General features: G+C 60.9%; 10 protein-coding genes. 3 read left to right on the top strand and 7 right to left on the bottom strand.

What is annotated here, in order from left to right; translation table 11 throughout:
- Positions 1 to 16 precede the first annotated feature (16 nt).
- On the bottom strand, positions 17 to 1,342 hold the full coding sequence (locus AC07U5_RS18145; RefSeq protein ID WP_494723850.1) for an NAD(P)/FAD-dependent oxidoreductase: 1,326 nt from the start codon (positions 1,340 to 1,342) through the stop codon (positions 17 to 19).
- Positions 1,343 to 1,569: 227 nt separating this feature from the next.
- On the opposite strand from AC07U5_RS18145, the gene AC07U5_RS18140 reads away from it, so the two are divergent.
- Positions 1,570 to 2,046: an Lrp/AsnC family transcriptional regulator gene (locus AC07U5_RS18140; RefSeq protein ID WP_062444238.1), complete on the top strand. Its 477-nt coding sequence runs from the start codon at positions 1,570 to 1,572 to the stop codon at positions 2,044 to 2,046.
- Between the two features lie 74 nt (positions 2,047 to 2,120).
- On the opposite strand, the gene AC07U5_RS18135 is transcribed toward AC07U5_RS18140, so the two are convergent.
- The 6 genes from AC07U5_RS18135 to AC07U5_RS18110 form a co-directional block, all read right to left on the bottom strand.
- Positions 2,121 to 3,776, bottom strand: coding sequence for an ABC transporter ATP-binding protein (locus tag AC07U5_RS18135; protein ID WP_494723849.1), 1,656 nt, complete (start codon positions 3,774 to 3,776; stop codon positions 2,121 to 2,123).
- Between the two features lies 1 nt (position 3,777).
- Entirely contained in the window at positions 3,778 to 4,629 is an 852-nt protein-coding gene (locus AC07U5_RS18130) for an ABC transporter permease (RefSeq protein WP_494724275.1), read from the bottom strand.
- A 2-nt stretch (positions 4,630 to 4,631) separates the two neighbouring features.
- A complete protein-coding gene (locus tag AC07U5_RS18125; RefSeq protein ID WP_494724274.1) occupies positions 4,632 to 5,561 on the bottom strand; it encodes an ABC transporter permease in 930 nt (309 codons plus the stop codon).
- A 201-nt stretch (positions 5,562 to 5,762) separates the two neighbouring features.
- Positions 5,763 to 7,364 carry an ABC transporter substrate-binding protein gene (locus AC07U5_RS18120; RefSeq protein WP_494723848.1) on the bottom strand — a complete coding sequence of 534 codons (1,602 nt, stop codon included), beginning with the start codon at positions 7,362 to 7,364 and terminating at the stop codon, positions 5,763 to 5,765.
- A 214-nt stretch (positions 7,365 to 7,578) separates the two neighbouring features.
- Complete coding sequence (locus AC07U5_RS18115; protein WP_494723847.1) at positions 7,579 to 8,952, bottom strand: aspartate aminotransferase family protein; 1,374 nt, start codon at positions 8,950 to 8,952, stop codon at positions 7,579 to 7,581.
- 51 nt (positions 8,953 to 9,003) lie between these two features.
- Complete coding sequence (locus tag AC07U5_RS18110) at positions 9,004 to 9,843, bottom strand: GNAT family N-acetyltransferase (RefSeq protein ID WP_494723846.1); 840 nt, start codon at positions 9,841 to 9,843, stop codon at positions 9,004 to 9,006.
- Between the two features lie 304 nt (positions 9,844 to 10,147).
- On the opposite strand from AC07U5_RS18110, the gene AC07U5_RS18105 reads away from it, so the two are divergent.
- Both AC07U5_RS18105 and AC07U5_RS18100 read left to right on the top strand, forming a co-directional pair.
- Positions 10,148 to 10,816, top strand: a complete 669-nt coding sequence (locus AC07U5_RS18105; RefSeq protein WP_494723845.1) for a haloacid dehalogenase type II — start codon at positions 10,148 to 10,150, stop codon at positions 10,814 to 10,816.
- 42 nt (positions 10,817 to 10,858) lie between these two features.
- Positions 10,859 to 12,133, top strand: a complete 1,275-nt coding sequence (locus AC07U5_RS18100) for an NAD(P)/FAD-dependent oxidoreductase (protein ID WP_112953215.1) — start codon at positions 10,859 to 10,861, stop codon at positions 12,131 to 12,133.
- The last annotated feature ends 146 nt before the right edge of the window (positions 12,134 to 12,279 follow it).

The following is a 12,279-nucleotide window of genomic DNA, read 5'->3' as shown; positions in this document are numbered from 1 at the left end:
TGCGTAGACTCCGCCCTCAGAAGTCGGCCACCTTGCCCCAGGCCGATGTCTTGAAGCGGGAAGGGTGGTAGGGTTTCGGATCGACGATCGGATCAGCCCCCGTCGCGATATCGGCAATGAGATGACCCGCGCCGGGACCGATGCCGAAGCCGTGGCCGGAAAATCCTGCGGCGAGGATGAAGCCCGGCAGGCTCTCGACCTCGCCGATAGCCGGCACGCCATCCGGCGTGGAATCGATATAGCCAGCCCAGCTTGCCGTGATCTTCGTCTTCCTCAGTTCAGGCAGCAACGCCAGCGCGCGTTCATGTGTCAGTGTGATGGTGGCCTGATCGGGTCGAGGATCGAGAATGCGCATCCGCTCCATTGGCGTCGGCCTGTCCAAGCGCCAGCGGGCCAGCGTTTCATGGCCGCTCTTCACACCTTCGAGCCCGCCCGGCGCGAGGCTTTTCCAGCGCTTGGCAAACATGGGAAGGAATTGCGGTGAGAAGCGCAATTGCTGTGGCGTGACATCGACACGCCCGCGCCCGCTGATCGCCAACGTATAGCCGCCATCGCCGCGGGCGGTGAGAGAAATTCCGGCCGTGTGGAGTGCCGGCGGAATGCCCTGCGCGCCGCCCGAAACGGACAGGATGGATGAGCGGATCGAAGCCTGCGGAAAGCGGATGCCCAGTTGCCGGCAGAAGGATGAGGCCCATGCTCCGCCGGCAAGGATTGCCGTCTTCGTGCGGATGGTGCCCTTTTCCGTGACGACGGCGCTCAGGCGTCCGGCTTCCGTTTCGACGCCACGCGCCGCGCAATTCTGGATGACAGCACCGCCCAGCTTGACAATGGCGCGCGCAACGGCGGGTGCAGCGCTTGCCGGGTCTGCAATGCCGTCGGTCGGCGAAAAGACGCCGCCCTTCCACGATCGCCCCGTCGCGCGGCCCTTTTCGGTGGCCTCGGCGGCTGAGAGCACATGCGTCGTCACGCCGACGGTTTTGGCGAAATCGCGCCAGCGCGCCCAGCCGGCAATCTCGGCTTCGTTGTTGGAGAGATAAAGGAGACCGCAGCGGCGGAAACCGGTATTTTCGCCCGTGTCGGCTGCGAACCGCTCCCAGAGATCGAGGCTTTTCGTGGAGATCGGCAATTCGCGTGCGTCGCGGTTCTGCTGGCGGCACCAACCCCAGTTGCGGCTCGACTGCTCCGCGCCGATGCGGCCCTTTTCTATCATCACTGTTTTCAGGCCCCGCTGCGTCAGGTAATAGGCCGCGAAGACGCCGACAATGCCACCGCCGATCACGACGACATCGGCGGTCTGCGGCAGGTCGGAGGGGGTGTCGATGAGGGCAAGCGGCGCGGGCATGGCAATCTCCAGTTCTGCCACGACAGTATGCGCTTAGTGCGCATCTGAGGAACCGCAGTTTCGTTCACGACGGCAGAAAATTCCGGACCCGGCACAGGCATCGAAATCTTCTGCGCCAATTCCGTTTTACCGGCTTGATGGACAACGCATCAGTCTGTGCTAACGTTGTTTCGGCTGTCCAGCAGCATTTTATGCTGGACGAAAATGGGGGAGGCGGCAAGGCGATGATGAAACTCGACCGGACGGATATCAAGATCCTCTACGAGCTGCAGAAGAATGGCCGCATCACCAATGTGGAGTTGGCCGATCTGGTGCATTTGTCGCCCAGCCCCTGTCTGATGCGCGTCAAGCGTTTGCAGGCGGAGGGCTATATTGAGGGCTATTCGGCCCAGATCAATCTCGGCAAGCTTGGCCAGACATTGACCGTCTTCACCGAAATCACGCTCAAGAACCACCGTCAGGTCGATTTCGCCCGCTTCCTTGCCGTCGTGGACAAGATCGATCAGGTGATCGAATGCCACCTGGTCTCGGGCGGCTATGATTATCTGATGAAATTCGTCACCGCCGGGATCGGCGAATACCAGACGATCATGGAGCGACTGACCGACATGGATATCGGTATCGACAAATATTTCAGTTTCGTCGTTCTGAAATCACCGATCGTGAAGTCGCACCTGCCGCTGACGAGTTTGTTTCCGGTGTGATTTTAGTTCCGTGGGTTTGGTATCGCTTTCCCCTTCGGGACATGCGCTAAGCCTATCGAACGGCCAACCAGCTCTCACGCCCCGCCATATTGCCGCACCAACTCCGGTTCCAACACCAGAGTGTCGAGCCAGGTCGGATCGAGTTTCGGCACGGAGGAGAAGAGGAGCTTTGAATAGGGATGCGCGGGCGATTTCATATCTTCACGCGTCAAATGCTCCACCTTCTCGCCGCGATACATGACCATGACCTCGTCGCAGATCGCCTCGACCACCGAAAGGTCGTGGCTGATGAAGATGTAGGAGAGGTCGAGTTCGCGCTGCAAGTCCTTCAGCAGTTCGATGATCGCAGCGGCGACGACGGTATCAAGCGCCGAGGTGATCTCGTCGCAGATGATCAGCTTCGGATTGGCGGCGAGTGCGCGAGCGAAGTTGATGCGCTGCTTCTGTCCGCCGGAGAGTTCGGACGGGTGGCGGTAACGCAACGCCTTCGGCAGGCGCACCATGTCGAGGAGTTCATCGATACGGGCACTGCGGGCAGAGCCGTTCAGGCCGTGATAGAAGGTCAACGGCCGGCCGAGAATGTCTTCGATAGGTTTGGCGGGGTTCAGCGCCGTATCGGCATACTGGAAGACGATTTGCATTTCGCGCAACGCCTCGCGGAAGCGGCGACGAGCGTCGTGGTCGAGTTCCTTGCCATTGAAGATGATGTTGCCGGCGCTGGCTGGCAGGATGCCGGCGATACAACGGGCAAGCGTCGATTTTCCGCAGCCGGATTCGCCGATGATGCCCAGATTGCGGCCCTTTTCCACCGAGAGGCTGACGGAACGGACGGCCTTGACGAGAGGCAGGCCATCTTCCTGCACCCTTCCGTAACCGGCGGTGACGTTCTCGATGACCAGAAGCGGTTGTGCCTTGTCCGTTCGTTTGCCGGCGAATTGCGTTTCCTGCGGTTCGAATGCAGAGAGCAGTTCCTGCGTGTAGGGATGCGCGGGCGTCGACAGGATGGCTTGCGTCGTGCCCTCTTCCTGCACCTCGCCGCCCTTGAGGACGACAATGCGGTCGGCGATCTGGGCAACGACGGCAAGGTCGTGCGAGACATAGACGCCGGTGATGCCGCCGGCCTTCATGACCGACTTAAACGCCTTCAGCACGTCGATCTGGGTCGTGACATCGAGCGCAGTGGTCGGTTCGTCGAAGATCACGAGCTTGGGGCCGCCGATCAGCGCCATAGCGGCGGCAAGCCGCTGCAGTTGCCCGCCGGAAACCTGATGCGGATAACGTTCGCCGATAGTTTCAGGCGAGGGGAGCGACAACGCCTTGAACAGTTCGATGGCGCGTTGACGCGCCTTGTCCGGCGTCATCAGGCCGTGGATGCGGGTCACTTCGATGACCTGATCCATGATCGTTTGCGAGGGGTTGAAGGCGGCGGCGGCACTTTGCGGCACATAGGCGACCTCGGTGCCGCGCACCTTGGTCCGCTCGCGCTCGGAAAGCGTCGCCATGTCCTTGCCATCGATTAGCAGCGTGCCCTTGGAAATGCGGCAGCCGGGGCGGGTATAGCCCATCAGCGTCAGCGCAATCGTCGTCTTGCCTGAGCCGCTTTCACCGATGAGGGCGACGATCTCGCCCTTGGCAATCTCGATATTAACTCCCTTGATGATCTCGATGCGCCGGCCGGAATCGGTGGTCGCCTCGACATGCAGGTTCTTGATTTCGACAAGCGTGCTCATCTCAGGCGCTCCGATCGCGGATCTTGCGGGGCAGGTTGTCGATCAGCAGGTTGACGCTGATCGTGAGGCTGGCGATGGCAAGCGATGGCGCAATCACCGCCGCCGCGCCGAAGGACAGGCCCTGAATATTTTCATGCACCAGCGCGCCCCAGTCGGCGAGCGGAGGCTGCACGCCCAAGCCGAGGAAGGACAGGCCGGAGAGCAGCAGCACGATGAAGACGAAACGGATGCCGAAATCGGCCAGGACCGGCCGGATGATGTTGGGCAGGATTTCCGACACGGCGAGATACAGCGTGTTTTCACCGCGAACGCGGGCGACGGTGATGAAATCCATCGTGTTGACATTGACGGCAAGCGCGCGGGCGAAGCGATAGGAACCCGGCGTATAGATAAAGGCGAGAGTCAGGATCAGCGCCGGCAGTGAGGAACCGACGGCGGCCACGATGACGAGGCCGAAAAGCTTGCTGGGGATGGAAATCATGGCATCCATGAAGCGGCTGAGCGCCGCATCGAACCAGCCACCGATGACGGCGGCCGCCATGCCGAAGATCACACCGCAGGAGGAGGCGATCAGCACGCCGGCAAGCGCAATGCCAAGCGTATAGCGTGCGCCGTAGATGATGCGGGACAGCACGTCACGGCCGAGATAGTCCGAGCCGAGCCAGAGCTTTGAACTCATCGGGCCGAAATAGTCCATGTCGACGATCTTGCCGACCGGATAGGGAGCGATATGCGGTGCGAAGAGGGCGACGACGGTCCAGAACAAGATGACCAGGAAGGCAAGCACGCCGACAGGGTTGAACCTGTAGCCGAAGAAGCCGGTTGCGGCGGAAATCGACGGAGCGCCTTGCATCATCAGCGGAGCCTCGGATTGGAAATGATGGCGATGATGTCGGCAATCGTGATCAGGATCAGGTAGCCGGCGCAAAAGATCACTGCGCAGGTCTGGATCAGCGGCAGGTCGCGGGTGGCGACCGCATCGACCATGAGCTTGGCAATGCCGGGATAGTTGAAGATCGTCTCGATGATGATGACGCCGCCGATAAGATAGGAGAGCGAAAGCGCCAGCGCGTTGACGATGGGGCCAAGCGCGTTGGGCAGCGCGTGGCGAAGGACGATGCGGCTGCGGGAGGCGCCTTTCAGCCGTGCCATTTCGACATAAGGAGTCGATAGCGTCTCGATCACGGCCGCCCGGGTCATGCGGATGATCTGGGCTGAGACGACGAAGGTCAACGTCATGACCGGCATGGCATACATGCGCAAGAGGTCGTAGAGCGAGTGTACCTCATTGACCAGGGATATGGCTGGCAACCATTTCAGATAGACGGCGAAGACGAGCACGGCAGTCGAGGCAACCATGAATTCCGGAACGGAAATCACGCCGATGGTGACGATGGTGACGATGCGGTCGTAAAGCGAACCCTGCATGACGGCTGAGGTGATGCCAAGCGTCAGTGCGAAGGGAATGGAGATCAGCGCCGTAATTCCAGCAAGCTGCATCGTATTGACGAAGCGTCCGCTGACAAGCACCGAAATGGGCATATCGTTGGCGTAGGACTTGCCGAGATCGCCGGTGAGGAAGCCGAGCGCCCAGCGCAGGAAGCGCAGCATCGCAGGATCGTCGAGATGCATGGCCTGGCGCAGCCCGGCGACTGCCTCAGGCGTTGCCGACTGGCCAAGCAGAATGGAGGCCGTGTCGCCCGGCAGCATGGCGGTTGCGAAGAAGACCGCGAAAGAGACGATGAGCAATGTGATGACGGCGATCACGAGCCGCTTTGCAACCATGCGTGCGATTTCAGAGTTCACGAGAGACCTCCGGCAGCTTTGTATGATGATGGCAATAATGCCGATTTTTATCAAAAGCCCTAGGAAATAAGAGCAATCTGTCACCGGTGCGCAGAAATTCCTGCGTACCGGGTTCCAAGGGGCATTCTGAAAACGGCCGTGGGGTCCGGGGCTGACGCTCCCGGACACGGATGGCTCCGCTCAAGCTTCCAGCCAGATATATTCGGCCATTGCGAAGCCAATCATACCGCCGAGCGGGTTGGTCTCAAGGCCCTTGACCTTGGAGGACACGGCGTCGGCATTGGTAATGTAGGCAGGTATGATCGTGCCAGCTTCGTCGGCGATCATGGTCTGCATCTCGTTATAGATCTCGCGGCGCTTGTTTTGGTCCAGCATGCCGCGGGCTTCAAGCAGCATGGAGTCGAACTTAGGCGACTTGTACTGGCTTTCGTTCCATGGCGCGTCGGACGAATAGAGCAGCGAGAAGTAGATATCGGGCGTCGGGCGCGGGTTGATATTGCCGAAGTGGATCGGCGCCTTCAGCCAGTACTTGTCCCAATAGCCGTCGGCGGGCACGCGCTGGACATCGAGTTTCAGCCCGATATCGGCGCCCGCTGCCTGCATGATCATGGCCATGTCGATCGAGTTGTTGGCCGCATCCGAGGCAATGACCGGGATCGACTGGCTGAGAACGCCCGCTTTTTCGAAGTAATGCTTCGCCTTGTCGGGATCGAAGGCCTTCGGCTTAAGGTTGGCATTGTGAAAGAAGTTGGCCGGGGAAATCGGCTGGTCGTTGCCAACCTCGCCAAAACCGCGCAGTGCCGCCGTTACGATCTGCTCGCGGTCGACGAGGTATTTCATGCCGGTCACGAAGTCGGCCTTGTTCATGTCAAGGCGGATATTGAGGTTTGTATAGTTGCCGGACGTCGACTTCGAAATCTGGAAGCCCTGCTGAGCTTCTACCAACTTCGCTGAGCGTGGGTTGATCGCATAGGCGAACTGGACGTCACCTGCCAGAAGTGCGTTAACACGGGCGTTGTCGTCACCGATTGCGAAGAATTCGAAGCTGTCGAGATGCGGCAGGCCTGGCTTCCAGTAGTTCTTGTTCTTCTTGACGATGGAGCGAACGCCGGGCTCGAAGGTTTCGAGCGCAAAGGCGCCGGTGCCGATGCCTTTCGAGAAATCAGTGGTGCCATCCTGTACGATCATGAAGTGGTGGAGCCCCAGGATATAAGGCAGGTCGGCATTGGCCGCTTTCAGCACGATTTCAACCGTGCCGGCATCAGCGGCCTTAACTTCGGATATCTGGGCCGCGATCTTCGCGACTTTGGAGCCGACGGCCGGGTCGAGGTGGCGCTTCAGGGAGAAGACCACATCGTCAGCGGTCAAGGCCTTTCCGTCATGGAAAGTCACGCCCTTGCGCAGCGTTACGGTCCAGGTCTTTGCATCCTTGGTGTCGAGCTTTTCGGCAAGTTCCATCTGCGGAACGCCGTGCGAGTCGATGAAGGTCAGGCGATTGTAGAGCGAGCAGCAGCGTATATAGTCCGTCGCCACCGAAGCCTTGGCGGGGTCGAGCGTGTCGGCGTTGGAAGAAGAAACGCCGGCTACCTTCATATGTCCGCCGGAAACCGGCGTTGCGGCCATGGTGCTCTCGGCGCGGCAGAAGAGGGCACCACCAGCGGAAAGGGCGACGCCGCTTGCCAGCATCAGCTTCAGAAGATCACGGCGGGAAGCGCCGCGGCGGATGGCGTCCTCGACTTGTGCGGCGTCACGGTTCGTCCAGTTGGTCACAGTATCGGTCATGTCATTCCCCTTTTGCTTTGCTCTCGGTGGGTATCCGTCTCGTGCGGATTTTCCGACCTGGTTTGATAGTGGCGTTTCCGGCCTTTTCTAGTTAGCAGTGTCGCATGCCTGCCGGGGCGTATCGTCCGATTTGGCCTCCGGCCACGGCATAAAATTGCGAACTTTCTTCCCCCTGCGACATTTCGGTGAAATGCCGCCGGCTCCCGTCTTTTCCTCAGGCCACGGCCTGCCGGATTTCCGGGTCCTGCAGCGTCTCATCAAGCGTTTTGCGGGTGCGCTCGACGATGGCGTCGATATCGGAGTCCGTGCAGCAAAGCGGCGGCGCATAGCCCAGTACGCCCTGCGGGAAAGCGCGGATAACGAGACCGTTGCTCCAGGCCCGGTCGAAGATACGGCGTGCCGGCTGGCTAGCTGCCGGAAGCGGTGTCTTCTTCGCCTTGTCCGTCACGAGTTCGACGCCATAGAGCATCCCGCGGCCACGGACATCGCCGATTAGAGGATGGTCACGCAGGCTTTCGAGACCCGCCAGCAGACGCGCGCCAGCTTTGATGCCGTTTTCCAGCAACCCGCCTTCGTAGAGTTTGAGCACTTCCAGCGCGACGGCGGCGCTGACCGGATGGGCGGAATAGGTAAAGCCGTGGCCGACGGCCGCGTCGCCGGCCCCATCGGCAATCACGTCATAGACATGATCGGCCATGAAGACGGCACCCATCGGCACGTAGCCGGAGGTGAGCCCCTTGGCGACGGTCATCATGTCGGGCACGATGTCTTCATCGGAGCAGGCAAAGAGCGGGCCGGTGCGGCCAAAGCCGGTGATCACTTCGTCGGCGATGAAAAGAATGCCATAGGATTTGCAGAGATCGCGCATGGCTTTGATCCAGCCCTTTGGCGGGACAATGACCCCGCCCGAGCCCTGGATCGGTTCGGCATAAAATGCTGCCACGCGATCGGCGCCGATCTCCTCGATCTTGGCTTTCAGGCTGGCGAGAGAGGCCGCGGTGATGGCAACGTCGTCCTCGCCGACCGGGTTGCGGTATGGATAGGGGGAGGGAAGCTTGTGCTGCCAGTGAAAGGGCAGGCCGAAACCTGCATGAAAGGCTGGAAGGGCGGTCAAGCCTGCCCCGACCGTTGACGAACCGTGATAGCCTTGCTGGATAGAGATGAACTGATCGCGCTGCGGCTCACCCTTCGCATTCCAGTAATAGCGGACGAAGCGAATGGTGGAGTCCACGGCATCCGATCCACCGAGGGTGAAATAGACGCGGTTCAGATCGCCCGGCGCGCGCTCGGCAAGTTCCGCCGCCAGCCGGATCGCCGGTTCCGAACCGAGATCGAAGTAACCCGTCGCATAGGGCAATTCGCGCAACTGCTTCGTCGCCGCCTCGATAATGCTCTCATGGCCGTAGCCGGCATTGACGCACCATAGCCCGGCAAACCCGTCGATCAATTGGTGACCGTTGGCCTCGGTGACAGTCGCGCCGAAGGCGGATTTGAGCACGCGCACACCCTGCCGCTCGTGTCCGCGATAGGAGGCGACAGGGTGGATAAGGTGGGCGCGATCGAGTTCGATCAGAGAATTGGCGAGCATGGGTGGTCTCCGGTATGAGTTCGTGAGCCAGATCGGGGTGCGGGTTCAGCGTCAGCCCAGCGCCTGATTGGCCAGTGCATAGACTTTGCGGCGGGCCTGTTCGGCATTGTCCTTGGATGGGCGGCGCATGGCGATGCCGCCACCCACATGCGGGAGTCCGATTTCGGAAAGCCAGGGCGCAATGCCCGTTTCGCTTCCGGTATCGACACGCAGGAACGCGCCCGGGCGTGATGCGGCGTGAAAGGCAATCAGTGCGCAGGCGGTCTTGGCGTCGGGTGCAATGACCGGACCGATGACCTCCCCACGGCCGAAGGGGCGGATCGCCGCCCACGCCTCGATTGTTTCCCCTTTGCGGATAACCGCGATCTTGCCGTGCCGGACGAGAGCGTCAATCAGCGCAGATCGATCCGCGCCATAGGCTTCCCTGTCGAGCGCCTTCAGCGACTCCAGATCGCCGGCTTGCATGTCCTCGACACCGTCCGGCCGGTCGAGGGGGCGAACCTCGCCCTGATGCTGACGGATCTCGCCAGTGGTCACGAAGCCGAGCTTTTCATAAAGCGGCAGCCCTTCCTTCGTGGCAACGAGGCGCAGCGGTCGGCCTTCGGCCAGCGCCATTGCGCGCTCCATGAGCTTGCGCCCTACCCCCAGCCCGCGCATCGATTTGTCAACGATCACCATGTTGATGGTGGCGCAATCCTGACCATAGGGGGTCAACAGGGTCGTTCCGGTGAGGCGGCCGGCATCCATGGCGGCAATTCCGGCGCTCAGTTGTTGCACCAGCTGCCAGTCCTCGCGGCGATGTGGCCAGCTTTCTGCGCGCGACAGCGCCACGGCTCGGTCGATGTGTTCAGGCCCGAAGGCGACGATGTCGATCTGGTTCTGCATGGTCATTCCTTTTCCTGACATGAAATGTCGGCGAGGACGCGAACGCTATTCGTCTGAATGGCAAGGTCGCGACACTATCTTTCGCCGAAGCGCAATGCCGGCGCCGCATCTTATGCTGCGGCCCGGTCAGAGCGACATTTGCAAGGGGCCGGAAAGGGACGCGGCAAAGCTCCGCCGTGCAATAGTGTGCCAAACCGGACGGCAGATTAGAAACTTTGTGCTTCCCACATGGGTGAATTCACGCAATCGAGGTGGGATAAACCGGCTTATGATCGGGGCAACGAAACATGAAAGCCAGAGGAAGAACATCATGGCTCCCATCCGCCCGAAATACATCTCCTTCGACTGCTATGGCACGCTGATCAATTTCGACATGGCGGGTGCCGCCCGCGACCTTTATGGCGACCGTCTCGATGCGCAGGCCATGGACAAGTTCATCCGCAACTTTTCCGCCTATCGCCTCGACGAGATCATGGGCGCCTGGAAGCCATATGCGGACGTCGTGCACAATTCGCTGTCGCGTGCTTGCAAGGCCAATGGGGTGACCTTCAAGGATGAAGATGCGCAGATGGTCTATGAACGCGTGCCGACCTGGGGGCCGCACGCGGACGTCCCGGCAGGGCTTGCCAAGGTCGCGAAGGAAATTCCGCTCGTCATTCTATCCAACGCCATGAACGCGCAGATCATGTCGAATGTCGAAAAGCTCGGCGCGCCGTTCCACAAGGTCTATACCGCCGAACAGGCGCAGGCCTACAAGCCGCGCTTCCAGGCTTTCGAATACATGTTCGACATGCTTGGTTGCGGTCCGGAAGACATGCTGCATGTCTCCTCTTCCTTCCGCTATGACCTGATGTCGGCGCACGATCTCGGTATCAAGAACAAGGTCTGGGTCAATCGCGGCCACGAGCCGGCCAACCCCTATTACGGCTATACCGAAATCTCCGACATTTCCGGTCTTCCCGGTGTTGTGGGTCTCTGAGCGGGCTTAAGCCGCAGATCAATGAAAGCAGAGGCAAGGCCGATGAAATTCGTCTCCTATTGGCATGACACGGCGCCGGTCTTCACCGGTGCGGTTCAGGGCCCGGTCAGCGGACATTACGATGTTGCCGTCATCGGCGCGGGCTTTACCGGGCTCGCAGCCGCGCGGCAGCTGGCACGCGCAGGGGCGAAGGTCGTCGTGCTGGAGGCGGAACGCATCGGCTTCGGCGCGTCCGGCCGCAATGGCGGGCATCTGAACAACGGGCTCGCACATAGCTATCTCGGTGCCAAAGCGGAACTCGGCAAAGAGCGCGCCATCGCGCTCTATCATGCGCTGGACGATTCCATCGATTCCATCGAGGCGCTCATCGCCGAAGAGGGCATCGACTGCAATTTCCGCCGCTCCGGCAAGCTGAAGCTCGCCTCCAAGCCCAAGCATTTCGAGGCCATTGCCCGCAATTTCGAGTCGCTGAACAAGGAATGCGATCCGGACACCGCGCTGCTGTCGCCGGAGGAGCTGAGGCAGGAAGTCGGCTCCCCCTTTTACGGTGCGATGCTGTCGAAGAAGAGCGCCATGATGCATATGGGCCGCTATGTCGCAGGATTGGCGACGGCCGCCGCGCGCCACGGCGCGACGATCTTTGAAGGCACGACCGTCACCGAACATCGCGAGACGAATGGGATACATGCGCTGCAAACGTCGCGCGGTAGCGTCACCGCTGCCAATGTCGTCATGGCGACCGGTGCTTACACGACGCAGAACTTCACCTGGTTCCGCCGCCGCATCATTGCCGTCGGCAGCTTTCTGATTGCCACGCGACCGCTGACGGACACGGAAGTTGCCGCCGTCATGCCCGGCAACCGCACCTGTGTGAACACGATGAATATCGGCAATTACTGGCGGTTGGCACCCGACAACCGCCTGATCTTCGGCGGACGCGCACGCTTCTCCGCGACCTCGGACCAGCGCTCGGATGAGAAGAGCGGCGCGATCCTGCGCGAGAGCATGGAGCGCATCTTTCCGCAGTTGAAGGGCGTCGAGATCGACTACTGCTGGGGTGGCCTCGTCGACATGACGGCCGACCGCTACCCGCGCGCCGGCTTCCATGACGGTCTCTGGTATGCCATGGGCTATTCCGGTCATGGTGCTCAGCTTTCCACCCATCTCGGCATGATGGTGGCCGACGCCATTCTTGGCAAGGTGGACCGCAACCCGATGCGCGACTACCCCTGGCCCGCCGTCCCCGGCCATTTCGGCAAGCCCTGGTTCCTGCCGCTGGTAGGGCAGTATTACAAGATGCTCGACAGGTTTCAGTGAGCGATCGGCGGGGTATCCCCGCTTCCCGTCACCCCGGCCTCGAGCGGGAATGCCGTCAGCCCGCATCTGCGGGCTGAAAAGGTCTCGAGTTCTTCCGCTTATAGACAGCCTGGAATGCGACGGACGATCGTACATTGGATACGGGC

The sequence above is a fragment of the Agrobacterium sp. GW821-FHT02D03 genome, from assembly GCF_059421725.1.
Note: the sequence above shows the minus strand (reverse complement) of the source record. Positions and strands in the feature narration are given on the sequence as shown.